Below are 26,560 nucleotides of genomic sequence, written 5' to 3' on the forward strand. Positions count from 1 at the left end.
GCCATCTCAGGCGCTGTCGCGGCTTCTGGCTGCGTGTCGGACTGAGTAGTCGCTACATCGGGCGCTTTCTCGGCAGCTACAATCGAGATCGACGGCAGGCGTTTGCGGCGCGGTTGGTTCGGCAGTGGCTGTCTGGACAGGTGCCGGGCGCGACAGGCCCTGCAAAATATCGCTGGCCTGGCCGGGTTCACTGGTGACAACCAGCGGCTCGGTTTGCCTGTCGGGGTCGATGACGACGACAAAAGATTTATCGGCAACGGCTGTTTTACCGGTTTCGCCAAGAGTAATTTCTACCCCGCCCGGCGGCAGCGGCGCGTCGGGAACCAGTACCCAGTCGCCGCTCGATTCAACCGTTGTCTTGCCCAAAAGGTCGCCATTGGCGAAAACTTCGATCTCAGACGTTGGCGTCCCGGAACCGGCGATGACGACTGAACCATCGGGTTCGGCACGCAACAGGCCAAAGGTTGCGGCAACCAGATCGTCGGGTACCGTCAATCCTTCCGGCGCTGATTCAACTGGCGCATCGGTGGCGCCGTTCGGCGGCGTTACACTCACCTCGGTTTCACCTACCGCTGCCTGGGCACCGTCCGCGGCGGCCGCCTGTTCTGGCAAGGCCGCCGTTTCGGTTGTTGTTGCCGGCACGCCAGGCATGTGGCCGCGCAGACACAGGCCCATACCCTCGGGGCTATTGAAACAATTCACCACTGTTGGCCCGGTGAGAACACCAATAACAATGAGCAAAGTAACCGCAGCCGCACCTATGGTGAGCGCCAGGGGTTGTTTGGATGCGGAATCGGCCAGTGTTGCCTCCTGGGCAAGTTTGGCTGCGCGCCCACTTGGGTGCGCCGCCTGATTAAATTCACATCGCTACCAAAGACTGCGCCGCTTCAGTCTTCAACAGCTTGTATGTGATGGATTCATACAGTGCCTCAAACGAAGCATCAATGATATTGGGCGAGACGCCTATCGTATACCAGCGTTCTCCGCTGGCATCGCGACTTTCGACCAGTACACGGGTGACCGCGCCCGTGCCTCCGTTGAGGATACGCACCTTGAAGTCGACCAACTCCATATCGCCAATACGGTCCGAATACTTGCCCAAATCCTTGCGCAAGGCCAAATCCAAAGCATTGACAGGCCCATTACCCTCGGCGACCGACATCAATAGTTCATCATCGATCCGAATTTTGACCACCGCTTCGGTCAGTGCATCCAGCGTTCCGGCATCATCGACCCGCTGCTCGACACTCGCCCGAAAACTGGTGACGGTGAAAAAATGTGGCAAGATGCCCAGCACGCGTCTAGCCAGAATTGCGAATGAAGCGTCCGCGCCATCATAGGAATAGCCGCGCGATTCGCGGTCCTTGACGTTTGACAGCAACGTATTGAGGCGCGGATCGTCCTTTTCAACAGGGATGCCGTGGCGGGCCAGCGCGCTCAGCAGGTTGGATTTGCCTGCCTGCTGGCTAACCAGAATGGCGCGTTCATTGCCGACACTTTCGGGCGGCACATGCTCATAGCTGGAAAAATCCTTGGCCAGCGCCGAGGCATGAATGCCGGCCTTGGTGGTGAATGCCGACGCGCCGACATAGGGGCTCTGCCGCTCTGGAGCACGGTTCAACCGATCATCAAAAGCGCGTGAAACCTGCGTGAGATTGGCGAGTTGTTCGTCGGATATGCTGAGCGAAAATTGGTTGGCAAACACGGGCTTTAGCGCCAGGGTCGGGATCAGGGTTATCAAGTTGGCGTTGCCGCAGCGTTCGCCAATACCGTTTAGAGTGCCCTGCACCTGGCGCGCACCCGCCTCCACAGCTGCCAAAGTGTTGGCAACCGCTTGGCCGGTGTCATCGTGGGCATGGATGCCAATTTTGTCGCCGGGCACGACCGCCACGACTTTTCGGACGATCTCTGCGATCTCGGAGGGCATGGTGCCGCCGTTGGTATCGCAAAGAACAACCCAGCGAGCCCCAGCGTCTATGGCACCGAGAACGCAGGAAAGGGCGTAGTCGGGGTTGGCCTTGAAACCATCAAAGAAATGTTCGCAATCGATCATAGTCTCCTTGTTGGCGGCAACCGATGCCTGGACGGTATCAATCAGATTGGCCAGATTTTCCTCTGGCGAGATTTCGAGAGCCACGCGCACCTGCTCATCCCATGCCTTGGCGACAAAGCAGGTGGCTTCAGCGCTGGAATTGAGTAGCCCCTGCACGCCCGGATCATTGGCGGCGGACCGCCCCGCGCGCTTGGTCATGCCAAACGCGGTAAAGCGGGCTTGTTTGGTGCGCTTCTCGCTGAAAAACTCGGTGTCGATGGGATTGGCACCGGGATAACCACCCTCAATATAGTCGACGCCCAAGCGCTCAAGCAGCCCGACGATGGAAATCTTGTCTTCCAGTGAAAACTCGATACCCGCCGTCTGGGCGCCGTCTCTAAGGGTTGTGTCGAATATATAAAGGCGTTCTTTGGACATGCCGAATGCTCTATTTCTGGTCAGGCCAATTGGCCGTATCATGGTCAGGATGCTGGTGGTTGCTGGCGCGAATGAGCGCCGCGCCTTCGGGATCCTGCACTTCTGTTGCCGGGCGATCAGGAAGTCCACCCAGGCCATTAGCATAACTCAGCCGACTTTCCGTTCCGTGCTGGTCGACGGGCGGAAAAACCTCCGGGTGATCAAGTGAACCGATCGACACCGCTATGTATTTACCGCCGATGGCGCCAAAGGTCAGTGGAGTGCCGCAGGCTGCGCAGAAGCCGCGCTCGACCTGATCTGACGACTTGAAGACGCTCAGCGTGCCGCGCGTAAACTCAAACGTCGTTTTGAGCCCGCCGACCAGTGGCGCATAAAAGCTGCCAAAAGCCTTTTGGCACATGCGGCAATGGCAGATATGGGCGTGACTGGGCGGCTGGGTAAAACGATAACGTATGGCGCCACATTGGCAGCCGCCGCTCACGGGCTGGTCCATTAGATATCCTTTCCGGCGAAACGATCCGTTGCCTCTATCAGATGGTGCAAAATACCGGGTTGGCTCAAGGCGTGACCGGCATCATCGACGAATTGAAACTCTGCTTCGGGCCAGGCGCGGTGCAATTCCCACGCAGTGATGGCAGGTGTGCAAACATCGTAGCGTCCCTGAACGATCACGGCTGGAATGTCGGCAAGCTTGTTAGCGTCGCGAATGAGCTGGCCCTCATCCATCCAGCCGGCATGGACAAAGTAGTGATTTTCGATCCGGGCAAAGGCGAGGGCATAGTGGCCGTCATAGAAGGCATCGCTGACCGACGGGTCGGGCAGAAGCGTCAGCGTTTCGCCCTCCCATTTGGCCCAGGCCTTAGCGGCCTCGAGTTGGACAGTTTCATTGTCGGAGACCAGGCGCTTGCGGTATGCGCCCATAAGGTCATCGCGTTCCGAAAGTGGAATTGGAGCGACAAAGCCCTCCCACTTGTCGGGATATATGTTTGATGCCCCCTCCTGATAGTACCAGTGAAGTTCGGAACGCCGCAGGGTGAAGATGCCGCGCAACACTAGTTCACTGGCTCGTTCGGGGTGTGTTTGGGCGTAGGCCAGTGCCAGTGTTGATCCCCACGAACCACCAAAAACCAGCCAGCTCTCGACGCCGACCATTTCGCGCAATTTTTCAATATCGGCCACCAGATCCCAGGTGGTGTTGTGATCAAGCCCGGCGTGGGGCGTTGAGCGACCGCAGCCACGCTGATCAAACAGCAGCACATCATAGAGGGCAGGATCAAATACCCGTCGCTGGCCGGCACTAGTGCCGCCGCCGGGGCCGCCGTGCAGAAACACCGCCGGCTTGGCGCTGGGCGTGCCAACTCGCTCCCAATAGACGCTGTGGCCGTTGCCAACGTCGAGATGGCCCGACGCATAGGGTTCAATTTCCGGATAATATGTGCGGCGCTGGTTCATTTCGTCTCGTTTGTTGGAGGCCAATCATCGGTGTCATGATCGGGATGCTGGTTGGAGTGAATACCGGCAAGAAAGTCGACCCATTCATCGCTTTGCTCGGTGCGAATGGGAAGGCTGGTCAAACCTTCAAAGAATGGCAGCTTGTCGTGCATGTTGACCTGAAGGGCCGGCGCCGCACTCGCCGGATCATCGAAAGCGCCAATGGCCAGTTCCAATCCAAAGCGGGTTTCGTAGGCCAAGGGCGTGCCGCAGTCACCGCAAAAGGCGCGGCGGGCGGCGTTGGAGCTTTGAAACCATTTTGGCGTGCCCCTCGTCCAAACAGCATCGTGGGCAGTGATTAACGGGCCGAAAAAGCCGCCGAAGGCTTTTTGGCACATGCGGCAATGGCAGATTGAGCCTCGCCCCAAAAGGCGCACGGCAAAGCGCACCGCGCCGCACTGACAACCGCCGGTCAGACTTGGCCGCTTATTGTTCGGCATGACAGACCGCCTCGATATTGTTGCCGTCCGCGTCGAGAACAAAGGCGCCATAATAGTGGGGATGGTATATCTCGCGCACGCCGGGGCCACCATTGTCACGACCACCAGCAGCAATGGCGGCGGCGAAAAATGCATCAACCTGTGCGCGAGTTGTGGCAGCAAATGCCATATGCAATGAGGTTTGCACCGTCTTGCCCGTGCCAATCCAGAATACCGGTCGGTCGACGCCAAAACCGGCGTGGCGATTATCGCTGTAGGTAAAATCGGTCAGAAGCGAAATGCCAAGCGGCGCGAGTGCCGTTCCATAAAACGACTTGGCTGCGTCAAAATCTGACACCACAAAGCCAACATGATCGAAAATAGCGCTCATCGCTTTATCTCCCATTTTGTTCGGCGTTCGCCGGTTTCCGAGTCCTTGTAATCCATCAGGGCAATGCCCTGTTCGCTCAACTCGTTGCGGATATTATCCGCTGTGGCAAAGTCCTTGGCGTTCAAGGCGTAGAGGCGCGCTGTGACCATTTCGGTGATTGCGTGCTCGCCGGGTCCATCGCGAACCTCCTGCCGCAAAAGAACATCTGAGTTCTGTTCTTCATATAGTCCTATTAGCTCAAGTGCTGCCCTCAGCCGTCCCGCGGCCTCGACCTTTGCGGTATATGTAGCTGCGGCATTGACCGACTTTGCCAGCGCATGCAGGATCGTTATGGTGCCCGAGGTATTCAAATCCTCACAAAGTGCGGCGAGCAATTCGGCAGGAACAGGCTGTGTTGGCGCGTCATGGGCCGCCATATTCCAGTCATAGAGCAACGAGCGGCATTCAAAGAGACGATCTGCTGTCCAGTCGATGGGTTGGCGATAGTGGGTGGTCAGCATCGCCAGCCGAAGCACGCGGCCATGCCATTTCTGACCGCCGAATTTTGTGGTTTCCAGCAGATCATTGATGGTGATGAAATTGCTAAGGCTCTTGGACATTTTCTGCCCTTCGACCTGCAGGAAGCCGTTGTGCATCCAGATATTGGCCATGGCGCGCGTCCCATGAGCGCAGCGGGACTGGGCAAGTTCGTTTTCGTGGTGAGGGAAAATCAAATCCAACCCGCCACCATGGATGTCGAAAACTTCGCCCAAAAAGGCGGCGCTCATGGCGGAGCATTCGATATGCCAACCGGGGCGCCCCCTGCCCCATGGGCTGTCCCAACCCGGTTCGTCGGCTGAGGATTGCTTCCACAGAACGAAATCGGCGGGATTTTTCTTGTGTGCATCGACGGCAATGCGGGCACCCGCAAGGTTGTCGGCAAGATTGCGGCCGGACAACTTTCCATAGTCGGGCATCGAAGTTACCTCGAACAACACCTCACCATTTGCTTCGTAGGCATTGCCTTTTCCAATCAGTGTGGCGATCAGACTGATCATGTCGGGCTTGCCATCGGTCCGGGGGGCAACAAAATCGGTGGCCCGAGGCTGATGATTGGGTCGCAGGCAGCCGAGCGCTTCTGAGTCGGCAATAAACTGCGCTGCAGTCTTCTCGGTCACCCGGCGAATGGCCTCATTGAGCGGTAAATCGGGGAAATCGCGAACTGCGCGGGCGTTTATCTTGTCATCAACATCGGTGATATTGCGCACATAGGTAACCTGATCGGCGCCATAAAGGTGGCGCAGGAGCCGAAACAGGACATCGAAAACAATCACCGGCCGCGCATTGCCGATATGGGCGAAGTCGTAGACCGTCGGACCACACACATACATGCGCACATTATTGTCGTCCAACGGGCACAACGGCTCCTTGGTGCGCGTCAGTGTGTTGTAGAGATTGATGGTCGTTTTGGCCGAAGTCATTGATTGCGTCCTGAGCATAAAGATGCACTGGCGGCGGAGTCTTCGGGTCATGTAATTTGGGATGAAGAGAACCGCGCCGCCAACAAGTGGTTAGCAGCTAATAATGCAGCCAATAATGCAGATTGCGTTTACGGTTTTCATTTGTGGCGAGATTGACCGCAGACGCGGTGGAAATCAAGCTTTTTTGCGTTGAGCAATCGGGCAAAGAAAAGGGGCGGCGCAAGCACCGCCCTAGATCGCTTTGGAGGCGATATATTTATTGGGGTTGGCGAAACTGCTGATGGCAAGCGCCACACGAGCCGCCGAGAGCCTTGAGCGCTGCGCCATATGCGGTGCCGTCGCCCGCTTCAGCCGCAGCCATGGCCGTTTTGGCAGCTTCGGTTCCGGTGTCAACAATGGCTGTGAAAGCATCAAAATCTTCCCAGATGACGGGCAAGGCTCCAGAGTCGCCAACAATGGAGCCTTCGGGGAACAAAGCTGGAATATGGGAATAGTTGGTGATGACTGTTTGCATGGCAGCGACCGCTTCTGCGCCCGAAAGCTCCCCAGCCTGGCGGAGAATACCGCCATCCTCCTTCATCAGCGCCTGACGGACGGCCACGATATCCTCGGGAGAGTCAGGGACAACAAATTCATCCTGCGCGAAGCCTAGGGAAGTGCCCACGAGAACGAGGGCGGCGCTGGCTAGAATTGAGAATGATTTGAGGCGCATGACAATTCCTTTTGGCCGACCCGCCACCGCAGCGGTCTGATTTGATTGCGACAGTTTGGCACGGGTATGTGACAGTTCGGAACCGCCACACATAATTGTTATCTAGGCCGAAGCATCGCCCCGAATAGTGACGATCTGGTCGATCTGGCCAAATACGGGCGAGCCGTCGCTGTCGATTGCTGCGATCCGGATGCGGTCGCCAGATTTGAGGAATGGGGTGCGCGCGCGGCCATATTTGAGTTTTTCAACGGTGCGCGCCTCGGCGATGCAGGCAAATCCGATGCCGCCTTTCTTGGTAGGCAGTCCCTCATCGTGCCGGTTGGACACCGTTCCCGAGCCGATGATGGTTCCGGCGCCAAGATCGCGGGTACGTGCGGCTTCAACGATCAGATCGGCGAAGTCGAAATGCATGTCGACGCCAGCATTCGGTTGACCGAACACAGCATCATTGATCAAGGTTTGGACGCGCAAATGCAGCCTGTTGTCGCGCCAGGCGTTACCGAATTCATCAAGCGTGACAACCAGGGGCGCGAAGGCGGTGGAAGGCTTGGCGTGGAAAAAGCCAAAGCCGTTCTGCAGATCATCCACGACCAGACGGCGCAACGAAACGTCGTTGCACACGGTCAGCAATCGGATGGCGGCGGTGGCAGTTGCGTGGTCGGCGCCCATGGGTACCGGGCCGAGAATGGCCGCAACTTCGGCTTCGAAATCTATGGCGAGCGTTTCATCGGTGACTGTAATCGGGGCCATGGGGGCGGAAAGCGAATCAGATCCGCCCTGGTACATCAGGGGGCGAGCCGATTGCAGCTCGGCGTCCTTGCTGCCCTTGAGCGACCGCACGCGTTCAAGATGACTGAGGTAACCGGCTCCATCGATCCACTGAAAAGCACGCGGCAGCGGGGCCAGGCACAAGGCGGAATCGAACATCTGGCCAGCAATTTCACCGGCATTCAATTGGTCGTAAAGGGCTGACAGCGCTGGGCTTACCTCAGCCCAATCGTCAAGTGCCGCCTGAAGCGTCGGGGCAATGCGGCTGGCAGACACGGTGCGTAGTCGGTCGCTTGATACAACGACCAATTGTCCGTCGGGTCGACCATTTTTCAAGGTGGCAAGTTTCATATGGGTTCATCCGGTCGCGACGGTGTGTCTTTGATACGCTACCAACATAAGCGCGATGGGACTATAATGTTGCACTACGCCCTAGCGTTGTCTTAAAGCCCCATTGGGTTAGACGCACCGACTAGGTAATAGCGTCAACATGTCGGATGCAAAGCCTGATGGTCGTTTCGAGTAGAGTATTTTTTCGCCTGATGGCCCTTGCGATGGCCGTTCTTGCGGCTGGTCTGGCCGATGTAACGACCGCCTACGCGCAATCCTCGACTTGTTCGCGGCTGCAATCCAGTCTGCGCACGTTCGACCGCAATGGCGATTTTCGCAACATTCAGGCGAATACGCGCAATGCGCGCGATCTGGCCCGGCAGGTTCAGGCCGCCGAAAGCTCCTATATTCGCAATGGCTGCAATGCCGATGCCAAAGCGGGTCGGACGTTGACCCGCGAGTGCCAGGGCATCGGCCGCACCGTTCTGAAGCTGCGCGATGATTATGCCAATGTTTCCGGCGCGGTTGAAACCGCCAATGCCGTGGCCCAGCAACGCGAGGCGATCCTGCAGGAGTTGGCCCGGTTTGGTTGTGGTGCCGAGCAGCGCGGTTCGAGCGCAACGTTTTCCAACCAGCGCCAAGGGATTTTTGACCGCATTTTTGGTAATGATTCAGGCGGCGGCTATCGCGATGGCGACATTGTTGAAGATGACAATTGGGGCTACGGCAATTCGGGCACAGTGCGTACCGTCTGCGTTCGGTTGAGCGACGGATATTTCTGGCCCGTGAGCTACGCGACACTGCCAGATATGGTGGGCAACGACGCGGCCATGTGCAAGAGGCAATGCCCCGGAACGCCGGTTGATATCTACTATTACGACAATCCCGGCCAGGAGCCGGAACAGATGCGTAATATGTTCAATCAGCCTTATTCCGACCTGCCCAACGCTTTTCGCTATCGGCGCGAGTATGACAGCGCCAGCACCTGCAGGCCCGAAGATCAGGCCGGCAATGTTTCGGTTGTCGAGTTGGCCAACGGCCAGAAGCGACAGTTCGCCGATCTGGGTGGCAATCGCTTTGCGCTACCGTTGCCCGATCCGCGCCGCAGCCAGGCCCAGACTGCTGTCGCCGCGCCAGTGGAAGCGGTTCAGCCAACACCCGCTCTGGTCGAAACGGCGCAATTGGCCGACATACCATTGCCGCGGGTGCGTCCACGCGCACCCGGCGAAACGCCGATTGCCAAGCCCATCATTCAGGCCGACAAGAGCATGCGGCTGGTTCAGTTTGGCGACAAGGTGGTCAGAGTAGTCGGTCCAGACACGCCTTACGCCCAACCAGCGCCAGCAGGAACTTAAGCTCGGGACCATCCGACCTTCCGGTCAATGCGAGACGCAATGGCAGGAAAAGCGACTTGCCCTTGCGACCCGAATTTTCCTTGAGCGCGTTGGTCCACTCGCTCCAGGTATCATTATCCCAGGGTTCTTCAGGCAATAGCTCACGAGCCTGCGTGATGAACTCGCGGTCTTCAGCGGCAATGACCGGTGCGACCGGGCCCGTTACCAGTTTGGACAATTCCCTTATGTCGTCGAACTTGTGCAGGTTGTCGCGCAGCAGGTTCCACATCGCTTCGTCGGCCAGGCCAGTGGCCTCCAGACGGGGCTTTGCATCCGCATAGGGCATGGCATGCAAAATGCGCGCGTTCAAACTATCCAGCTCGGCCGGGTCAAATCGGGCCGAACCGTGCGAGATCATCGACAGATCCAGCTTTTCGCCGATTTCGGCAAAGCTTGAATAGGGTTCGATGGGCAGACTGGTGCCTGTCAGGACTGCCATGATGGCGACCGCCATGGGCTCGTAACCCTGCGTCCGCAAATCCGACAGCGACAGCGAGCCGAGGCGCTTGGAGAACCCCTGCCCTTCGGCGTCGGTCAACAGGTTGTGGTGCGCAAAATCAGGTACCTTTCCGCCAAGCGCCTCAAATATCTCTATCTGGGTGCCCGAATTGGAAACGTGATCTTCGCCCCGGATGACGTGGGTGATGCCAAGATCAATATCATCGACCACGGAGGGCAATGTGTAGAGATAGCTGCCGTCTTCGCGCACCAGAACCGGGTCGGACATTGACGCGGTATTGACGGTCTGAGGGCCTTTGATCAGGTCATTGAACTGTACCGGCCTTCCATCGAGCTTGAAGCGCCAGTGAGGCCTGCGGCCTTCGGCTTCGAGTCCAACGCGATCCTCGTCGGTGAGGCGCAGGGCGGCCCGATCATAGATCGGCGGATTGCCCAAGGCTCGGGCGCGCTTGCGGCGGCGGTCCAATTCGTCGCCAGTTTCGTAGCAGGGGTATAAACGACCGGCGGCCATTAGCCGGTCCCGCGCCGCATCATACATTTGTGTGCGTTCGGACTGACGCACCAGACTATCGGGGCGAACACCCAGCCATGACAGGTCCGCCTCGATGGCGTCGGCGAATTCGCGCGTCGAGCGCGCCACGTCGGTATCGTCCATTCGAAGGACAAATTGCCCACCATTGGCCTTCGCGTAAAACCAGTTGAGCAGCGCTGGTCGGGCATTGCCAAGGTGGATGCGGCCGGTCGGAGACGGCGCGTAGCGGACTATTGGGGTCATGATGCGGACTCGTCGCGGTAACCGTTGGTGATGGGATATTTTCGGCCCATGCCAAAGGCTTTTGGGGACAATTTGGGACCGGGTGCCGATTGACGCCGCTTGTATTCGGCAATGTTGACCAGCTTTTCGATACGCTTGACCAGCGCAAGATCGAACCCGCTGGCGACAACTTCCGCAATCGAGCGTTCCTGCTCGACCATGGCTTCCAAAATCGCGTCGAGAACCGGATAAGGTGGCAGACTGTCCTGATCCGTCTGATCGGGGCGCAGTTCGGCACTGGGTGCCTTGTCGATGATTGCCTGGGGTATGACTTCACCTTCGGGGCCGAGGCAATTATCGGGCTTGTGCGCATTGCGCCACGCCGCCAGATGATAGACCTGCATCTTGAGCAGATCCTTGATTGGGTTGTAGCCCCCATTCATGTCGCCATAGATCGTGGCATAACCGACGGCCATTTCAGATTTGTTGCCGGTGGTGATCAGCATTGAACCCAGTTTGTTGGACACGGCCATCAGCATGACGCCACGCATTCGCGACTGGATGTTTTCTTCAGCCAGATCGGCGGGTCGGTCGCCAAAAATCGGGACCAGTTCGGTCAAGGCACCGTCAACCGGATCACCGATGGCAACGATGTCGTAGCGCACGCCAAGCCGTTCTGCACAATCCCTGGCATCGCGCAGGCTCGTTTCGGATGTGTAACGATAGGGCAGCATCAGACAATGGACGTTTTCGGGGCCAAATGCATCAACGGCCATAGCGGCGACAATGGCACTGTCGATGCCGCCGGAAAGGCCGAGCACCACCCGCTTGAAACCGTTCTTGTGGACATAGTCGCGCAGACCGAGGACGCAGGCGCGCCAAGGTGCGGCGTCGATGTCGGTCAACGGCGTGACTTCGCCGGAAACGCAGGTCCAGCCATCGTCCTCATAGGTCCAGTCCGAGACGATAAAATCAGGCTCGAACGACTTGCCCTGAAAGGCCAGCTTGTCGCCGGGTTCGATGGCAAATGAGGCCCCATCATAGACAAGTTCATCTTGCCCGCCGACCTGATTGAGGTACAGCATGGGCACGCCATCCTCGGCAACTCTGGCACGGACCAGTTCCTTGCGCACATGCTGCTTGTTGGTCCAATAGGGGGACCCGTTCGGGCACAGCAGGATTTCGGCGCCAAGGCGCACCAATTGGGCGCTGACCCAAGGGTGCCAAATGTCTTCGCAAATCGGGATACCGATGGAAACGCCCTTGATCATAACCGGCTCGGGCAGAGGGCCGGCGGTGAAATAGCGCTTTTCATAGAACACATCGGTGTTTGGCAGTTCACGCTTGTATCGGACCGCAGTAATTTCGCCGTTCTCGGCCACGACAACAGCGTTGTAAGAAACGCCCTGTTCGATCCAGACTGTGGGCAGGACCAGTGTGGTCTGAAGGCCTTTTGTGGCCGCGACCAATGACTTGGCAGCTGAAATGGCATCAGACACGAATTCCGGTTTGAACAGCAGATCATCTGGGAAATAACCCGTCAGAAAAAGTTCCGAAAGCATCAGCACGTCGGCTTTGGCCGCGACGGCATCGTTCAATGCGGATTTTGCAAGGGCAAGGTTGTCGTCGAGCGCGCCAACTTTGGGATTAAGCTGGGCGAGCGCGATGCGTAGACGATTGGTCAAGAAACTAGCTCGCTGCCAAGAGAAAAAGGCTCGGTCCGTTAATGAATACGGACGTGACAAACACTTATCCGCTCACCCCGGCAGGGGCAAGCGGACAAAGTGAAATTGCAGCTGTGGGTTAGAAGCGGCCGGTTAACTCAAACAGGGCACCGTAGCGGAAAATGCGGGCATAATTGCTCTTGAGGTTCATGTCGGCATTTTGAATGACGGCTGGCCCGACAACTGTGTTGGATTTAAACTCGGCCTCAAGATCACCCTGAACATACCAGGCGCGGCCACCGACACGCAGTGTCAGATTTTCCGTGGGATGGAAGCCGACCATCAGTTCGCCCATGGCGCCATACCCGTGACCACTAAGCGTGGTTGGTGCGCGCTCATAAACTTTTGCTCCACCAAGGGCTGGGAACATGAACGGCGACGAACCGCTGCCGCCGAGCGAACCGGTAACCCATGCGTATGGCACCGCCGCGACTTCGGCCTGCAAGTCGAATTGATCGCTCAGGTCAGCCTGCATCTTGACGCCAAGACGCAGGGCGTGAATGTCAAAGTCATCCTTGGCCGTGCCGTAGCTGGCCGGATTGCCCGCACCATCAAAGGATGCCGCGTAAGTGCCCTGCCCGATGTCGGGGGCATCTTTCCAGTATTGATAGCCAATAAGGCCGCCAATGGCGACGCCGCCATCCATATTGCCAAACGGCAGCCAACCAAAATCGGCGCCAGCATATCCGATGGATGAATTAGGACCGATATTACCAGAACTCGCTGGCGCTATGTTGTAGGTGCCCGACGTACTAAAGCCCAAGCCAGCAATGGCATTCACATAGGTCTGGGTGGACAGGTCGGTTATCTTGCCGTGCAGTTCGCCGATATGGGTTCGATCATCGACCGACAGATTGACATCGCCGATACCGGGTGCGGTGAAGCCCGCTTCCTGCTTACCCCAGGAATACCAATAGCGGGTGCCGAACTCGAAGCGGACAGGTCCCTGCCCTGAGTCGGAGAACATTTCGCTAAAAGCGGGCCGAAGCTCTGGCGCTTCGGGAAAATCCGCCGCCAACGCTGGTGTGGCCGCAACCAGAGTTGCAACAGCAGCTAGTTTGATCGAACGCACGGCGTGTCCCCCAAAGTGACGGATCGATTTCGGTCGGGTTTGGACAATAGTTATGATGGATTAGAGTTAACGTTCCGCTAACCGTAAGTGTCGATTCGTGCTGTATTTTTGGGATTGTGAACACGGTTCCGAGAATTGGCGCAACCGATCCTGACCCGGCGGGTTGGTGAGATAGACAGAATGGATTGACCCAAGAGAAGTGTGATGAGTTGCAGAATACTGGTCGTTGAAGATGAGATTTTCGTCGCCGCCGAGATCGAACATGTTGTAACTGAAATGGGTCACACAGCCGTTGGGGTTGTGGCTAACAAGCAGAGCGCCCTTGCACTTGGCCCCGAAACGGACATTGCGCTCGTAGATCTCAATCTGGAAGATGGACCGACGGGGATTGCGGTAGGCCGTATTCTGGCTCAAATCCATGGTGTCACGGTATTGTTCATGACCGCCAACCCGTCGCAGTTGGGTAAAGGGGTTTCTGGTACGCTGGGAGTCCTCGCCAAGCCGGTCGGCGGCAAAGAGCTGAAGCAAGCGGTTGAATATGCTGTTGCTCAGCATGAGAAGAAAAAGGCAACACCACCGCGTCGGCTTCAGCTATTTAACTGGGGTGGTGGCGGCGCATTGTTGGCGTAGGCGCGCCAAAGACGATTTCAGCTTTCAACCTTTTCGGGCAAAAGCTTTCCTGATCGGCGCAAGGCACTGAGAGGGACCTCAACTTCTATGCGCAGTCCATCCACTTCCCAGACGCGTTCCAGCTTGCCGTGGAGCTGACCTTCAACACTCAGGCTTATCAGGCGCGAACCAAAGCCAGCGTGATCACTTGGCTTCAACTGCGGTCCGCCTCGTTCTTTCCAGGTCAATGTGTACTTGTCGTTTGCAATCGAGCCCGTCAGCAATATTGATCCGTCGGGCACGGATAGGGCACCGTATTTGGCGGCATTGGTTGCCATTTCGTGCACTAGCAAGGCCAGCGGAGTGGCAGCGCCTTCGTCAATTATCGCGTTTGATCCAGCAAATTCCACCCGCCGCTGATCGCCAGCCTGATAAGGCGTAAGCAGTTTTTCAATCAACGCCCAGAGTTCAGACTGGATTTGCTCCTCCTGCCCGCCAGGTCCGTGCGGCCGCACGAAGTCGTGCGCTTCGGACAGGGCAAAAATGCGCTGGCGCAATTGATCGGCGAACTGTTTCATTTCGGGTTGATTGCGCGCCGATAGGCTGATTATGCCTGTCATCACCGAGAATATATTCTTGATGCGATGGCTTAATTCCTGGGCGATCAGTTCACGTTCTTCGGCCAGCAGGCGGGTTTCATGAATGTCTGTGCAGGTGCCGAACCAGCGAACGATCTTGCCGTCGGCATCGCGGATTGGCAATGCCAGTCCGAGCGTCCAGCGGTAATTGCCGGAGCGGTGACGCAGGCGATATTCAATCTTGTAGGGCTCGCCCGTTGCCAGACTGTGCCGCCATGCGGCCCATGCGCGGTCCCGATCATCTGGATGGAACATGCCGTTCCAGGCTTCACCATCGGTCGACCCCGGGGGAACACCGGTGTACTCGTACCAACGCGCATTATAGTAGTCATGCATGCCGTCAGGAAGCGTTGACCAGACCATTTGCGGCATTGTGTCGGCGAGCGTGCGGAATTTGGCTTCACTTTCGGCCAGCGCCTCAACGGCTTGCTTTTGTTCGGTAACATCGACCACAACGCCCGGAAAACGGGCGGCCTTGCCATCACTACCCACGCGGGCGCGGCCCGAAGCAACGAGCCAGCGCACGGTCCCATCCGAGGCGACAACGCGATGTTCGGAATGAAAATCGGCGCCGAACCGGAGTGCGGCTTCAACGCCCTCGGTAACCCGTTCAAGGTCGTCGGGGTGGATCGCCTCGCCAATCAACTCAGCCGGCACGCCTATACCGGCGCGCAGTGGATCGATATTGTGAAGTGAAGCGAAAAGATCATCAGCGGTCACCCGGCGCGCGTCAACATCCCAGTCCCACGTACCTACCAGATTGCTGCCACTCAGGGCCAGCGACAGTCTTTCCTCGCTGCGGGTCAACGCTGCCTCAGTCATGACCCGATCGGTCGTTTCGTGGACGATGCACAATGCGCCTAGAGACCGCCCGTCATCGCCCAGGATCGGGCTATAATTGAGATCGAGCCAAACGGGCTCGGGTTGCCCGTGCCGGTTCAATGACAGTTCGGCGTCGTGAAGAACCAAGGTTTCCCCGCGAAGGCCGCCAGCAATACGTTCCCGATTGAAATCAGCAACTTCGGGCCAGGCGTCCATCGCTGGCCTGCCAAAAATTTCGGGATGCCGGTCGCCGGCGAACTTGGCGTAGGCATCGTTGTAGATCAAGATGCCTTCAGGCCCCAAAAGTACAACCATCGGGGCCGATGCGGTGACCAACATGCGCACAACGCCTTTAACGCTGTCGGCCCAGGAACTTATCGGTCCCAAAGGGCTAGCGGCCCAATCGTAATCATTGATGAGCTTTAGAGTTGGAAACGCTTCAAGCTGAACGCGAAGTTCGGGCGTGGCGGCGGGGAACAGAGTACGGGGCATGGCTAGCGCCTGTGTCTCGCGGTTGGTTGCAACGGTCGCCGGGCCGATACTAGGGGCCGCGCGCTCTCAGTGAACGCGCGAACCCGTCAAACAGTTCATAGACAACAAGTATTATTATTCAGCCGATCGGAGCACCCGGACAGGCTTTTGCGCATGCACTTCCTCGGCGACCAGAAAAGCTAACTCCAGCGCCTGACTGGCGTTGAGGCGTGGGTCGCAATAAGTGTGGTAGCGATCCGACAGGGAAGCTTCCGTCACCGCCGAGACGCCGCCGACACATTCGGTTACATCATCGCCCGTCATTTCGATATGGACGCCACCGGCATATGTGCCCATTTCCCGGTGCACGTCGAAAAAGCCTTTCACCTCCGAAAGCACCTTGTCGAACGGGCGAGTCTTGAAGCCTGTCGAAGCCTTGATGGTGTTGCCATGCATAGGGTCTGAACACCAGACAACGGTACGTCCGGCGCGCTGCACGGTTTCGATCAAGCGCGGCAGATGCTCTTGGACCTTATCAGCGCCAAAGCGCCCGATCAGAGTTATGCGCCCCGCTTCGTCCTTGGGGTTTAACCGATCCAGCAAACGCAGCAAATCATCATCCTGCAGCGAGGGACCACATTTGATGCCGATTGGATTGTGAATGCCGGAGAAATATTCAACATGTGCGGCGTCCGGCTGACGGGTGCGATCGCCAATCCAAAGCATATGACCCGAGGTCGCATACCAGTCATTGGTTATGGAATCGCGCCGGGTCAGTGCCTCCTCATAGCCAAGCAGCAGCGCTTCATGGCTGGTGAAGAACCTCGTTTGGCGCAGGGCGGGCGTATTTTCGGGTGTCAGCCCGAGCGCCGCCATGAATTCGATGGCGTCATCAATCTTGCGGGCCAGTTCTTCGTAACGCGGATACCAGTTGGAGTCCTTGAGGAATCCGACGGTCCACTCGTGAATGCGCGTCAGGTCGGCGTAACCGCCCGAGGCGAAGGCACGAAGCAGGTTGAGCGTTGCGGCGGACTGCCGATAGGCGTGCAACATCCGATCTGGATCAGGTAGCCGCGCGCTCTCGTTAAACTCGATGGCATTGATAATGTCACCCCGATAGCTGGGCAGTTCCACGCCATTGACGGTTTCAGTGTCCGACGAGCGTGGTTTGGCGAACTGACCGGCAACGCGCCCAACCTTGACCACCGGCTTGGAGGAACCGTGGGTTAGAACAACTGCCATTTGAAGGAAAACGCGGAAGAAGTCGCGGATGTGGTCAGCGCCATGTTCGGCAAAGCTTTCCGCACAATCGCCGCCCTGCAGCAGAAACGCGTCGCCCTTGGCAACAGCGGCGAGCTGCGATTTCAGATCGCGAGCTTCCCCGGCAAACACCAGTGGCGGAAAAGTGGACAGTTGCCGCTCGGCTTCCTGAAGCGATGCAGCGTCGGGGTAGTTGGGGACCTGCGAGATTGGCCGGTCCCGCCAGCTACCTGGTGTCCATGTGCTCATGTCTTTTCTCACTCAGCCGGGCGGCAAATGCTGGTACCGCGATTGATCTGGCAGGGAGATAGCAAGCTATGCCCAACCTGCCAAGGCACAATTGCCGTTGTCGCCTACGCCGTTAGACCTTCTTGCCATCGCGATAGCTGTAACTTGGTGCCTTGAATGTCACCAGTTCTTCGGCCGCCGACGGATGCAGCGCCATTGCTTTGTCGAAATCGACCTTTGTTGCGTTCATAATGAGCGGGATGGCAACCAACTGGATCATTTCTGCCGCTCCCGGCCCCAGAATATGGCAGCCGAGAACCTTTCCGCCATCCGCTTCGGTGATCAGTTTGAGGATCATGCGATCGGTTTTCGTGGTAAGGGTATTGATCATCGGGCGGAAACGGGAAACGTAGACATCAACGTCGCCGTGGGTTGCGGCCTCTGCCTCTGTCAGGCCGACAACGCCGAGTTCGGGTTCTGCAAATACCGCCGTCGGGATCCTGGAATGATCCACCGCCATTGGGTTATTGTTGTAAACGGTCTCAGCGAAATACCAGCCCTCACGGATGGCCACCGGCGTCAGCGCTGCCCGCCCGGTCACATCGCCCACCGCATAAATTGATGGGGTCGATGTCTGGGAATAGCTATCAACTTTGATATTGCCGACGTCGTCCAATGCCACGCCTGCCGATTCCAACCCCAACCCTTCAACATTGGCCACGCGACCAGTCGCAAACATTACCGCCCCATATGGCGCGGTAACACCATCGCTTAGCGCAACCGAAATGTCGTCGCCCTGTTTTTCCAGGGACCGGATGGTGGTTTCGTAGATCAGCTTTACGCCGCGGTTCTGCAGCCCGGCTTCCAAGCCGCGGCGCATGTCGAGATCAAAGCCGCGCAGGACGCAGTTACCACGGTAAATAAGGGTTGTATCGACGCCAAGGCCGGCAAAGACCGTGGCAAATTCAACAGCAATGTAGCCGCCGCCTTCGATCAATATAGAATGGGGCAGCTTTTCCAGATCAAAAACCTCGTTGGAGGTAATGCCAAGTTCAACACCGGGAATATCTGGCAGTCGCGGATGCCCGCCGGTCGCGACGAGGATGTGCTTGGCCCGCAGTTCTTCGCCCGACTTGACCAGTTTGACGCTATTGGGTCCGGTTACGACAGCGCGATCGCGGATGATATCGACCCCTGGCGATTCCAGTGCCGAAACATAGGCCGCTTCAAGCCGGGTTATTTCTTTTTCCTTGTTGGCCACCAATGTTGGCCAGTCAAAGCTTGCGCTAACCTGCCAGCCGAAGCTTTGCGCAACATCGAACATGTCGGCAAAGCGACTGGCGTAGACGTAAAGTTTCTTGGGAACACAGCCGCGAATGACGCAGGTTCCGCCAACGCGGAACTCTTCGACAATCACAACGTTGGCGCCAAACCCCGCGGCCATGCGCGCAGCTCTCACCCCGCCTGAGCCCGCACCGATGACGACCAGATCATAATTCTTGCTCATTGGGGCACTCCAGATTGGCGACTACATGTGGGGTGCGAGTCGCATAAAAAAAGGCCCCGCACAAGCGAGGCCTCTGGTCAGCGACTGGCCGCGATTACAAATCGACGCCGTCGGCTTTTAGTTCGGCGCGAACCTTGGCAAAGAACTCGCGATTGAGATTATTGGTGAATACCTGAAGCACCTGCTGCATGTCGCTATTGACTTCGAAATTGGCCTTTGCCAGCTTTTCTCCGGTCGGAGAGCTGTAAAAGGCGACAATTTCCTGGAGCTCTTCGATACTGAACCTCAGCGCGTAAATGCGGGCAAATTGATCAAGCAATTCGCCTTTGCGGCTTTTATATTCCCCCAAGACCTTTTCGATTGCCTTGTTGGTAACATCAGCGAGATCGGGGCTTTGGGAAAGGATTTGCCTGGATGTCTGGATAGCCGTTTCGACCAATGTGGTCTCATATATTGCGGCGCGATCGGTCAAATCAACATATTCGCGCGCTAGCGCTAGATGATCGGGCGCCACTTCCTGTGCCATTGTCGGCGCAGCCAGAGCCAGCATGCTCAGACTGAGAACGATAGCTGTAACGGCCCGAAGGCGTTTGACTGCGCTCGTCATCATCGAAAAACCCATATTCTTGATCCACCCGTTGGTCAGCTTTTAGTCGTTGAGAGTTCTTACGCCATCTGGGCTTGCGACATAAGCCCTTTTGCACAACCCCAGAAACAGCCCGTGCTGAACAACACCGGGTATATTCAGCAACGCCTGTGAAAGCGCTTCTGGCGCGGAAATGCGGCCAAATAAAGCATCAAGAATAAGGTGACCGCCGTCGGTAACAAAAGGATTGCCTGCACTATTGAGGCGCAAATTAAGCGCGCCCTGCGCCTGATGTTCGACCAGAACCAATTCGAGGGAACGACGCGTTGCCCCAAGGCCGAAGCGATTCACCTCGACGGGCAGGGGGAAACGGCCCAGCGCTTCGACGACCTTGGAAGAGTCGGCGATCACCACCATGCGGTCAGATGCGGCCGCCACGATCTTTTCGCGCAACAGCGCCCCGCCCCCACCTTTGATCAAGGACAGGCCGGGACCGATCTCGTCAGCGCCGTCTATTGTAATATCGAGCCGGTCGATGGTTTCGAGGTCGGTCAGGGGAATGTTGAGGGCCGCAGCCTGATCTGCTGTCGTTTCGGAGGTGGGGACGCACAGGCACTCAAAACCATTTGCGACTCGCTCGCCGAGCAAATCCACAAAGTGCCTTGCCGTAGAACCAGTCCCAAGACCAATGCGCATGCCCGATCGGACTTCTTCCAAGGCGCAGGCGGCAGCTTGACGCTTTTCAATCTCGCTCACTTCAGCTCCTCATATGCCATTATGGCATCGTGATGCGGACTGACGCCAGATCTGTCAACCAAGACCAAAGAATGTCTTTTGGAAAATTGTAACCTGTCAGCAACACTATTAAGGCGATAGTGCCCGAAGTGTGGCAAAATCACGGCGGCGCTCTGTTCGGCTCCTGCCAAACCGCGTAGTTAACTCGTAATCTTTTCCCCGACCGGCCGTGTAGTCGGGCACAGTGATGAGGCGTTGCGACAAATGTCTAAAATGAAAACTGCAGCCATCTTATTGGCATCCATAGCGTTATCGATGACCTTTGTCTCCGAAGCCATGGCGACAAAACGCTACAATGCAGATACCAACACGTTTGAAGAAGTAACCTATGGTGCCCGTACTGGCGGCAGAAGTGCGATCAAGCGCGAAGTGGTGTCCTATCAATCCAATCAGCGCCCCGGCACCATTATCATCGAAACAGGAGAGCGGCGGCTCTATTTCGTGCTGGGTGATGGCAAAGCGGTCAAGTATGGCGTCGGTGTTGGCCGCGATGGTTTCCGCTGGTCCGGACAAAACCGGATTTCGCGCAAAGCCGAATGGCCAGGCTGGACTCCACCGGCGCAGATGCGCAAGCGCGTTCCCGATTTGCCAGCATATATGCCGGGTGGTCCAGACAACCCGTTGGGCGCACGGGCGCTTTATATCGGTTCGACGCTTTATCGCGTGCACGGCACATCGGAGCCTTGGACAATTGGCCAGGCCGTTTCATCGGGCTGCATCCGCTTGACCAACGAAGATGTGATGGACCTTTATGAGCGTGTCAGGGTTGGCGCCAAGGTTATCGTCAACAGGTAGTTCTGCCGCAATTTACGGTTTTGAGGGGCAGTCTTTTGACTGTCCCTTTTTGTTTGTGGCTTTCAAAATCTGACAAACGGGACCAAAATAGAGCGATGAGTTTACCCGCGCCTCCCCATTCGCTGCAGCCCAGCAGCCGCCCGCTTATTGATAGTTTCGGGCGCCATGTCAGCTATTTGCGCATTTCGGTTACCGATCGATGCGATTTCCGGTGCACCTACTGCATGGCCGAAAACATGAGTTTTTTGCCCAAGCGTGAGGTTCTCTCTTTTGAAGAGATTGAAACCATTGCCGCGGCATTTGTCGCGCGCGGGGTCACCAAGCTCAGGCTGACGGGCGGCGAACCGCTGGTGCGGCGGGACATTATTGATCTGGTCAATGCTCTGGGCCGCCACCTCGGAACGGGCGGGTTGAACGAGCTGACCATGACGACCAATGGTAGTCAGTTGGCGCGCCACGCCCAAGCGCTCGCAGCGGCGGGCATTCGCCGCCTCAATGTTTCGCTTGATACGCTTGATCCTGAAAAATTTCGCGCCATCACGCGCCGGGGCCGCATTGAAGATGTCCTGGGCGGGATCGAAGCGGCGCGCAAAGCAGGGCTGCAGATAAAAATCAATATGGTGGCGATGCGCGGCACCAATGACGATGAAATTGAACCGATGATGGCGTGGGCGCATGCCAAGGGCATGGGTTTGACGCTGATCGAAGGCATGCCGCTGGGTGAGGTTGGAATCGACCGTGTCGACAGCTACCTGCCGTTGCGGGAACTTCGCGACCGGCTGGCGCAACGCTATTCGCTCGAAAAACTGGATCGAACAACGGGCGGACCGGCGCGCTACGTAAAGGTCGCTGAAACGGGCGGAATATTGGGGTTTATTGCCCCGATGAGCCATAATTTTTGTGAAAGTTGCAACCGTGTCCGGCTGACGGCGACAGGGCAGCTATTTCTGTGTCTTGGGCAGGACGATCAGGTCAATCTGCGCGATGCGTTGCGTGATGGTGGATTGAGCGCTTTGGACGCGACGTTAGATCACGCCATGGTCATCAAACCAAAGGGCCATGATTTTGTCATTGACCGTAGTGCACCAGCTCCGGCGCTGAACCGACATATGTCAGTGACCGGCGGCTAGCGGCCCTCGGCGCGTTCTGCCAACTCGATCAAGATGCCGTCCGGATCGCGCACGAATGCGACACGTTTGAACATTTCAACATTGTGGGCCAGTCGCGGCGCCTCGACGGGTTCGGCACCAGCGCTGACAAGCTTTTCGAACATCAAGCCAATGTCATGATAGGCAAAGGTCAGATGGCGCAGGCCAGACTGGTTTGGCGCAACATCGCTGGCGGGGGCAGTCGGGCCCGTGCGCCCGAATATTTCAAGCATGGCACCGCCAGCATCAAGAAAAACCGTGTCCCCTTGCGCGTTGGGCTTGCGCAGGACCAGTTTAAGCCCAAGCTGGCCACAATAGAACGCGATGGTTCGATCAATATCTGCGACGGTCATGCCGATATGTTCAAAGCCAATCAGGCCCTGTTCACTTGTCATCGTCGGCGACCATGACATATTCCAACGGCAGCGCCGTGGTGTATTTGATCTGCTCCATGGCAAATGACGAACTGACATCGGTCAGGGCAATCTTGGCAATGAGGCGTTTGTAGAAGGCATCGTAGGCAGCAATATCGGGCACGACAACGCGCAACAGATAGTCGATATCGCCACTCATCCGGTAAAATTCGACGACCTCATTGAAATCCTCGACGGTGGTCGCAAATTTGCGCAGCCAGCCGTCGCTGTGCTCGTTGGTCTTAACCGAGACAAAAACTGTTACCCCAGCGTTGACCTTTGTGGGCTCGAGCACGGCAACGCGGCGCTTGATAACACCATCTTCTTCCATTTTCTGGATGCGACGCCAGCATGGGGTTGTCGACAGACCGACCTTGCGACCGATTTCGGCCACCGGCATGGTTGCGTCTTTCTGCAATAATGTCAGAATCTTGCGATCTATCTTGTCGAGCGCCACTTTAGCATCCTGGAAAATGTGATTGCGTGAATCGCGTGTATTTTGCCGAATTTTGGCGCGAGACCTAGGACATGTTGCCTGTCGGCGCAATATTCTTGCTAGAACCTACTATGGTGCAACTGGCATGTAAATCAGGTCCGGCACACGATTTTTATCTTGGATGACGATCCCGCCAGGCACGTGGATTTTCAAAGGTTCCGGCCCAAATACCCCTTTTAGCGGCGCGGGCCGATGATTGTTCACGATTGTAGCCCTCTGTTGCAACAGCCAACCCCTGCGACACCATGACCGCACCGATATCGCGGCCATCGCTTTGGCAATTGGCGAGAACGCGATCGAAGCGGTCCCGGCTGGATTGAGCGCAACTGACCTGCCCAAGCAACAGTGTTTCAAGTTGCTCGCGGGCGCGCTTGCCGCAGGCCCACTGTGCGCCGCTTGGAGACAGGCAGGTTTGAGCGAGCTCGGGGGAATCGATACCGAGCAACCTCACCCGGTCTGATCCAAAGTGAAAGCTATCGCCATCACTGGCGCGCAGCTGGCCGGAAAGCCTGTCTGACGGCGGTTCCAGCCGCGCGGCGATCACGGCGAAGGCGACGAGAATCATAACGGCGACCACCGCGCCACGGCGTCCGGAGAACAGTCGGCTTTTGCGAGAATAGGAAGGCAAGATTTCACCGGGCGTTAACTACGAAGTCGCTAAAGTCACAGACGAGCATTGCGAATGTGTTTCTGGTTCGCCTGATTTAGTAAATGAGTAATAGTGCCATGCCGCAAGAACCGGCGACGTTTGATATTGACGTCCGCGCCCGTATGGGTCGAGAACACAAGGGAAATGCGCAAAAAACGGTTTCGGATGCGCGCCAGCGCCTGACGTCCAGTTCAGGCACGCGCGCTTCCTATGATTTCGAACTCATGCAGGAATATGCCGACGCCCGGTTGACGGGCGCGTTTCCGATTGCGGCGATCGTGGTCATCCTTGCCTGCGTCTCCTCTCTTTGGGTGCCTGCGTTGTTTACCGCACTTTGGGCGGGTGTGGTGTTGCTCAGTCTGGCTACCGTTGCTTTGATCGCACGCCGCTTTCAGAGAACCAACCCGCAAAAATTCAACGCCAGCCAATGGACCACGACATTTGTAGTCGCCGAGTGCATCTACGGGCTTACATGGTCGACATTGGCGCTGTTCACGCTGGTGGCCAATCTGGAATCGCTGACAGCGGTGATGTTCGCCATGGTTCTGGTGTGTATTGCGGCCAATGCCGTTTCGACCCGCTCGCTGCCGCCCGCGACTATTTTCAGCACCCTGCCCGCAACACTGACTGTCAGCGTCAATTTGATCGCTTTGGGTGGCACGCTCAATTACACCCTTGCCGGGGTGACAATTTGCGGCGAAATCTTCTTTGTTTATATCGCCCGTCAGATGCATACGGCCGATCTCGACACCATCACCCACCAATCTGAAAAAGACGCGCTGATCAATGATCTGGAAGAAGCGCGGCAGATGTCGGACGAAGCGCGCCGCCACGCCGAACAGGCCAATATTGCCAAGTCGCAGTTCCTGGCGACGATGAGCCACGAACTGCGTACCCCGCTCAATGCGATCATTGGGTTTTCCGAGGTTTTGCAATCGGAACTTCTGGGGCCGCATCAGGTTGCGCAAGACAAGGAATATGCGGGCGACATTCATAGCAGCGGTCAGCATTTATTGAACCTTATCAACGAATTGCTTGATCTGTCGCGCATTGAGGCGGGCAAGTATGAGCTAAACGAAGAAGTGGTTTCACTGGTCGAAATCGCTGAAGACTGCCGCCGTATGATGGAACTGCGCGCCAAAGCCAAAGGCATCGAGTTGATCTACAATGTTGGCAGAAACCTGCCCAGGCTTTGGGGTGACGAACGGGCCATTCGGCAAGTGGTGCTCAATCTCTTGTCGAACGCCATCAAGTTTACACCGCAATCGGGCAAGGTCATCCTGATTGTTACCCGCAGCGGGGATGGCGGGCAGATGGTCTCGGTCAAGGACAATGGCCCCGGCATTCCCGATGAGGAAATTGCAACGGTGCTGTCCTCTTTTGGTCAGGGATCGCTGGCGCAAAAGACTGCGGAACAGGGCGCGGGCCTAGGCTTGCCAATTGTTCAAAAAATCATGGACCTACATCAGGGGCGCTTTGATCTGTTTTCCAAACTGCGCTTTGGGACCGAAGTCATTGCCACCTTCCCGCGCGCCCGCGTTATGGATGCACTGGCCCCGGTTGTTGAGCGCAAGCAGAAGCTGGAAATTTATTCTGATGCCAGCTGAGGCGCTGCTCGCATTCTAGTCTGATTGGCGACCGCTGACCGAAGCGCTGGCAAAGGTCGCCATATTGTTATGCAGGTGCAGGGCGGTCTTGGCGAGGACCGCAGCAAGAGCCGCGCCGCTGCCTTCCCCCAATCGCAGACCAAGATCCAACAGGCCGGTTTTGCCCATTGCCCTGAGTGCCTTTGGATGACCGCCTTCAGCAGACACATGGGCAAAAATGCAATGATCGATTGATGCCGGATTGACCGCAAAAGCCACAGCGGCGGCGGCAGTCGCCACAAACCCATCGATTATGACCGGAATTTTTTGCTGACGCGTAGAAATCAAGGCGCCGAGCATGGCTGCGATTTCACGACCGCCGACGCGCGCCAATATCGAGCAGGGGTCACTTAGTGCATCGCCGTGAAAGGCCAACGCACGATCCACGGCGTCGGCCTTGCGCCGTAGGCCAGCATCGTCAACGCCGGTACCGCGTCCTACCCAATCCGCACCGGTGCCGCCGAACAGGGCCGCATAGATCGCGGCGGCAACCGTTGTGTTGCCAATCCCCATTTCGCCGATACAAATCAGATCGGGCTTACCGGCAATGGCTTCCATGCCATAAGCGATAGTGGCGGCGCACATGCGATCATCGAGCGCTGCTGCCGTGGTGATGTCCCCTGTTGGTAGTTCCAGCGCCAGCTCGAACACCCGCAGGTTGATTTCGTGCAACCCGCAAATCTGCGAAATAGCCGCACCGCCATTGGTGAAATTTGCGACCATCTGGGCCGTCACTTCGCGCGGAAAGGCCGAAACACCCTGATCGGTAACGCCATGGTTGCCAGCAAAGATTGCCACCATAGGATTATCGAGGGTTGGGGTGGCCTTACCCTGCCAACGGCCCAAAAATTCTACCAGCTTTTCCAGCTGCCCCAATGACCCCGGCGGCTTGGTCAAGGTCGAATCACGCTCACGAATCGCGGCTACGGCTGCTTCGTCGCCCTCGGGCAGAATGGTCAAAAGTTCGATGACATCGGCGTAGACGGCGTTTGGCGAGGCGGGCATGGCTGGTCCGGCGGTAAAGTGCTAGGAATGGCGACCTTGTTACGCAAA

The 26,560-nt window shown here is 57.2% G+C and carries 26 protein-coding genes; 5 read left to right on the forward strand and 21 right to left on the reverse strand.

Annotation, left to right across the window (positions count from 1 at the left end; all coding sequences use genetic code 11):
* Nucleotides 1-6: 6 nt before the first annotated feature.
* The 9 genes from PSQ90_RS02405 to PSQ90_RS02445 form a co-directional block, all read right to left on the reverse strand.
* Nucleotides 7-741, reverse strand: coding sequence for a hypothetical protein (locus tag PSQ90_RS02405; RefSeq protein ID WP_282211852.1), 735 nt, complete (start codon nucleotides 739-741; stop codon nucleotides 7-9).
* 118 nt (nucleotides 742-859) lie between these two features.
* Nucleotides 860-2,470, reverse strand: a complete 1,611-nt coding sequence (cimA, locus tag PSQ90_RS02410) for a citramalate synthase (RefSeq protein WP_282211853.1) — start codon at nucleotides 2,468-2,470, stop codon at nucleotides 860-862.
* Nucleotides 2,471-2,480: 10 nt separating this feature from the next.
* Nucleotides 2,481-2,963, reverse strand: coding sequence for a GFA family protein (locus tag PSQ90_RS02415; RefSeq protein WP_282211854.1), 483 nt, complete (start codon nucleotides 2,961-2,963; stop codon nucleotides 2,481-2,483).
* Nucleotides 2,963-3,922 carry a prolyl aminopeptidase gene (pip, locus tag PSQ90_RS02420; RefSeq protein ID WP_282211855.1) on the reverse strand — a complete coding sequence of 320 codons (960 nt, stop codon included), beginning with the start codon at nucleotides 3,920-3,922 and terminating at the stop codon, nucleotides 2,963-2,965. The genes PSQ90_RS02415 and pip overlap by 1 nt, the downstream gene beginning before the upstream one ends.
* Entirely contained in the window at nucleotides 3,919-4,401 is a 483-nt protein-coding gene (locus PSQ90_RS02425; protein WP_282211856.1) for a GFA family protein, read from the reverse strand. The genes pip and PSQ90_RS02425 overlap by 4 nt, the downstream gene beginning before the upstream one ends.
* On the reverse strand, nucleotides 4,388-4,762 hold the full coding sequence (locus tag PSQ90_RS02430) for a VOC family protein (RefSeq protein ID WP_282212969.1): 375 nt from the start codon (nucleotides 4,760-4,762) through the stop codon (nucleotides 4,388-4,390). The genes PSQ90_RS02425 and PSQ90_RS02430 overlap by 14 nt, the downstream gene beginning before the upstream one ends.
* Before the next feature lie 5 nt (nucleotides 4,763-4,767).
* Nucleotides 4,768-6,231, reverse strand: coding sequence for a cysteine--tRNA ligase (gene cysS, locus PSQ90_RS02435; RefSeq protein ID WP_282211857.1), 1,464 nt, complete (start codon nucleotides 6,229-6,231; stop codon nucleotides 4,768-4,770).
* Between the two features lie 256 nt (nucleotides 6,232-6,487).
* A complete protein-coding gene (locus PSQ90_RS02440; protein ID WP_282211858.1) occupies nucleotides 6,488-6,943 on the reverse strand; it encodes a c-type cytochrome in 456 nt (151 codons plus the stop codon).
* A 102-nt stretch (nucleotides 6,944-7,045) separates the two neighbouring features.
* Nucleotides 7,046-8,062 carry a fumarylacetoacetate hydrolase family protein gene (locus PSQ90_RS02445; RefSeq protein ID WP_282211859.1) on the reverse strand — a complete coding sequence of 339 codons (1,017 nt, stop codon included), beginning with the start codon at nucleotides 8,060-8,062 and terminating at the stop codon, nucleotides 7,046-7,048.
* Nucleotides 8,063-8,220: 158 nt separating this feature from the next.
* On the opposite strand from PSQ90_RS02445, the gene PSQ90_RS02450 reads away from it, so the two are divergent.
* Nucleotides 8,221-9,396: a DUF2865 domain-containing protein gene (locus PSQ90_RS02450; protein WP_282211860.1), complete on the forward strand. Its 1,176-nt coding sequence runs from the start codon at nucleotides 8,221-8,223 to the stop codon at nucleotides 9,394-9,396.
* Here PSQ90_RS02450 and gltX read toward each other — a convergent pair.
* The 3 genes from gltX to PSQ90_RS02465 all read right to left on the reverse strand — a co-directional run bounded on the left by gltX (nucleotide 9,341) and on the right by PSQ90_RS02465 (nucleotide 13,444).
* Nucleotides 9,341-10,669 carry a glutamate--tRNA ligase gene (gene gltX, locus PSQ90_RS02455; protein WP_282211861.1) on the reverse strand — a complete coding sequence of 443 codons (1,329 nt, stop codon included), beginning with the start codon at nucleotides 10,667-10,669 and terminating at the stop codon, nucleotides 9,341-9,343. The genes PSQ90_RS02450 and gltX overlap by 56 nt on opposite strands.
* The gene (locus tag PSQ90_RS02460; protein WP_282211862.1) at nucleotides 10,666-12,333 is read right to left on the reverse strand and encodes an NAD+ synthase; all 1,668 of its coding nucleotides are present in this window, start codon (nucleotides 12,331-12,333) and stop codon (nucleotides 10,666-10,668) included. The genes gltX and PSQ90_RS02460 overlap by 4 nt, the downstream gene beginning before the upstream one ends.
* A 118-nt stretch (nucleotides 12,334-12,451) precedes the next feature.
* Nucleotides 12,452-13,444: a hypothetical protein gene (locus tag PSQ90_RS02465; RefSeq protein ID WP_282211863.1), complete on the reverse strand. Its 993-nt coding sequence runs from the start codon at nucleotides 13,442-13,444 to the stop codon at nucleotides 12,452-12,454.
* A gap of 204 nt (nucleotides 13,445-13,648) precedes the next feature.
* Here PSQ90_RS02465 and PSQ90_RS02470 point away from each other — a divergent pair, with 204 nt between their 5' ends.
* The gene (locus PSQ90_RS02470) at nucleotides 13,649-14,074 is read left to right on the forward strand and encodes a response regulator (protein ID WP_282211864.1); all 426 of its coding nucleotides are present in this window, start codon (nucleotides 13,649-13,651) and stop codon (nucleotides 14,072-14,074) included.
* 17 nt (nucleotides 14,075-14,091) lie between these two features.
* Here the strand turns inward: PSQ90_RS02470 and PSQ90_RS02475 are convergent, their stop codons facing one another.
* The 5 genes from PSQ90_RS02475 to rpiA all read right to left on the reverse strand — a co-directional run bounded on the left by PSQ90_RS02475 (nucleotide 14,092) and on the right by rpiA (nucleotide 20,261).
* Complete coding sequence (locus tag PSQ90_RS02475) at nucleotides 14,092-16,005, reverse strand: PAS domain-containing protein (RefSeq protein ID WP_282211865.1); 1,914 nt, start codon at nucleotides 16,003-16,005, stop codon at nucleotides 14,092-14,094.
* 114 nt (nucleotides 16,006-16,119) lie between these two features.
* Entirely contained in the window at nucleotides 16,120-17,493 is a 1,374-nt protein-coding gene (locus tag PSQ90_RS02480) for a class II 3-deoxy-7-phosphoheptulonate synthase (protein ID WP_282211866.1), read from the reverse strand.
* Nucleotides 17,494-17,605: 112 nt separating this feature from the next.
* On the reverse strand, nucleotides 17,606-18,979 hold the full coding sequence (gene gorA, locus PSQ90_RS02485) for a glutathione-disulfide reductase (RefSeq protein WP_282211867.1): 1,374 nt from the start codon (nucleotides 18,977-18,979) through the stop codon (nucleotides 17,606-17,608).
* Between the two features lie 94 nt (nucleotides 18,980-19,073).
* Nucleotides 19,074-19,589, reverse strand: coding sequence for a DUF2059 domain-containing protein (locus tag PSQ90_RS02490; RefSeq protein ID WP_282211868.1), 516 nt, complete (start codon nucleotides 19,587-19,589; stop codon nucleotides 19,074-19,076).
* Between the two features lie 39 nt (nucleotides 19,590-19,628).
* Nucleotides 19,629-20,261, reverse strand: a complete 633-nt coding sequence (rpiA, locus tag PSQ90_RS02495) for a ribose-5-phosphate isomerase RpiA (RefSeq protein WP_407648192.1) — start codon at nucleotides 20,259-20,261, stop codon at nucleotides 19,629-19,631.
* Between the two features lie 312 nt (nucleotides 20,262-20,573).
* Between rpiA and PSQ90_RS02500 the strand changes: the two genes are divergently transcribed.
* Nucleotides 20,574-21,155, forward strand: a complete 582-nt coding sequence (locus PSQ90_RS02500) for a L,D-transpeptidase (RefSeq protein WP_407648193.1) — start codon at nucleotides 20,574-20,576, stop codon at nucleotides 21,153-21,155.
* Nucleotides 21,156-21,250: 95 nt separating this feature from the next.
* Nucleotides 21,251-22,285 (forward strand): GTP 3',8-cyclase MoaA, encoded by a 1,035-nt coding sequence (gene moaA / locus PSQ90_RS02505; RefSeq protein ID WP_282211871.1) that lies wholly within the window; start codon nucleotides 21,251-21,253, stop codon nucleotides 22,283-22,285.
* Here moaA and PSQ90_RS02510 read toward each other — a convergent pair.
* From PSQ90_RS02510 to PSQ90_RS02520, 3 genes are all read right to left on the reverse strand, one after another.
* Complete coding sequence (locus tag PSQ90_RS02510; protein WP_282211872.1) at nucleotides 22,282-22,698, reverse strand: VOC family protein; 417 nt, start codon at nucleotides 22,696-22,698, stop codon at nucleotides 22,282-22,284. The genes moaA and PSQ90_RS02510 overlap by 4 nt on opposite strands.
* Nucleotides 22,688-23,173: an Lrp/AsnC family transcriptional regulator gene (locus PSQ90_RS02515; protein ID WP_282211873.1), complete on the reverse strand. Its 486-nt coding sequence runs from the start codon at nucleotides 23,171-23,173 to the stop codon at nucleotides 22,688-22,690. Before PSQ90_RS02515 ends, PSQ90_RS02510 begins: the two co-directional genes overlap by 11 nt.
* A gap of 151 nt (nucleotides 23,174-23,324) precedes the next feature.
* Nucleotides 23,325-23,840 (reverse strand): thermonuclease family protein, encoded by a 516-nt coding sequence (locus PSQ90_RS02520; RefSeq protein ID WP_282211874.1) that lies wholly within the window; start codon nucleotides 23,838-23,840, stop codon nucleotides 23,325-23,327.
* 83 nt (nucleotides 23,841-23,923) lie between these two features.
* Here PSQ90_RS02520 and PSQ90_RS02525 point away from each other — a divergent pair, with 83 nt between their 5' ends.
* Complete coding sequence (locus PSQ90_RS02525) at nucleotides 23,924-25,468, forward strand: sensor histidine kinase (RefSeq protein ID WP_282211875.1); 1,545 nt, start codon at nucleotides 23,924-23,926, stop codon at nucleotides 25,466-25,468.
* Nucleotides 25,469-25,483: 15 nt separating this feature from the next.
* Here the strand turns inward: PSQ90_RS02525 and cobT are convergent, their stop codons facing one another.
* Nucleotides 25,484-26,512 (reverse strand): nicotinate-nucleotide--dimethylbenzimidazole phosphoribosyltransferase, encoded by a 1,029-nt coding sequence (cobT, locus tag PSQ90_RS02530; protein ID WP_282211876.1) that lies wholly within the window; start codon nucleotides 26,510-26,512, stop codon nucleotides 25,484-25,486.
* Nucleotides 26,513-26,560: the final 48 nt, after the last annotated feature.

Origin of the sequence: Devosia rhodophyticola, from assembly GCF_028816475.1 — a bacterium.
In the GTDB taxonomy this organism is placed as follows: Bacteria; Pseudomonadota; Alphaproteobacteria; order Rhizobiales; family Devosiaceae; genus Devosia; species Devosia rhodophyticola.

What these genes read in the sequence shown, in the direction of transcription:
- cysS (WP_282211857.1), bottom strand. Translation starts at nt 6,231, where the DNA reads ATGACTTCGGCCAAAACGACCATCAATCTCTACAACACACTGACGCGC.
- PSQ90_RS02510 (WP_282211872.1), bottom strand. Translation starts at nt 22,698, where the DNA reads ATGACAAGTGAACAGGGCCTGATTGGCTTTGAACATATCGGCATGACC.
- PSQ90_RS02480 (WP_282211866.1), bottom strand. Translation starts at nt 17,493, where the DNA reads ATGAGCACATGGACACCAGGTAGCTGGCGGGACCGGCCAATCTCGCAG.
- PSQ90_RS02525 (WP_282211875.1), top strand. Translation starts at nt 23,924, where the DNA reads ATGAGTAATAGTGCCATGCCGCAAGAACCGGCGACGTTTGATATTGAC.
- PSQ90_RS02440 (WP_282211858.1), bottom strand. Translation starts at nt 6,943, where the DNA reads ATGCGCCTCAAATCATTCTCAATTCTAGCCAGCGCCGCCCTCGTTCTC.
- PSQ90_RS02475 (WP_282211865.1), bottom strand. Translation starts at nt 16,005, where the DNA reads ATGCCCCGTACTCTGTTCCCCGCCGCCACGCCCGAACTTCGCGTTCAG.
- gorA (WP_282211867.1), bottom strand. Translation starts at nt 18,979, where the DNA reads ATGAGCAAGAATTATGATCTGGTCGTCATCGGTGCGGGCTCAGGCGGG.
- PSQ90_RS02415 (WP_282211854.1), bottom strand. Translation starts at nt 2,963, where the DNA reads ATGGACCAGCCCGTGAGCGGCGGCTGCCAATGTGGCGCCATACGTTAT.
- PSQ90_RS02425 (WP_282211856.1), bottom strand. Translation starts at nt 4,401, where the DNA reads ATGCCGAACAATAAGCGGCCAAGTCTGACCGGCGGTTGTCAGTGCGGC.
- PSQ90_RS02490 (WP_282211868.1), bottom strand. Translation starts at nt 19,589, where the DNA reads ATGATGACGAGCGCAGTCAAACGCCTTCGGGCCGTTACAGCTATCGTT.
- rpiA (WP_407648192.1), bottom strand. Translation starts at nt 20,261, where the DNA reads ATGCGCATTGGTCTTGGGACTGGTTCTACGGCAAGGCACTTTGTGGAT.
- pip (WP_282211855.1), bottom strand. Translation starts at nt 3,922, where the DNA reads ATGAACCAGCGCCGCACATATTATCCGGAAATTGAACCCTATGCGTCG.
- PSQ90_RS02470 (WP_282211864.1), top strand. Translation starts at nt 13,649, where the DNA reads ATGAGTTGCAGAATACTGGTCGTTGAAGATGAGATTTTCGTCGCCGCC.
- PSQ90_RS02445 (WP_282211859.1), bottom strand. Translation starts at nt 8,062, where the DNA reads ATGAAACTTGCCACCTTGAAAAATGGTCGACCCGACGGACAATTGGTC.
- moaA (WP_282211871.1), top strand. Translation starts at nt 21,251, where the DNA reads ATGAGTTTACCCGCGCCTCCCCATTCGCTGCAGCCCAGCAGCCGCCCG.
- cobT (WP_282211876.1), bottom strand. Translation starts at nt 26,512, where the DNA reads ATGCCCGCCTCGCCAAACGCCGTCTACGCCGATGTCATCGAACTTTTG.
- PSQ90_RS02450 (WP_282211860.1), top strand. Translation starts at nt 8,221, where the DNA reads ATGGTCGTTTCGAGTAGAGTATTTTTTCGCCTGATGGCCCTTGCGATG.
- gltX (WP_282211861.1), bottom strand. Translation starts at nt 10,669, where the DNA reads ATGACCCCAATAGTCCGCTACGCGCCGTCTCCGACCGGCCGCATCCAC.
- PSQ90_RS02500 (WP_407648193.1), top strand. Translation starts at nt 20,574, where the DNA reads ATGAAAACTGCAGCCATCTTATTGGCATCCATAGCGTTATCGATGACC.
- cimA (WP_282211853.1), bottom strand. Translation starts at nt 2,470, where the DNA reads ATGTCCAAAGAACGCCTTTATATATTCGACACAACCCTTAGAGACGGC.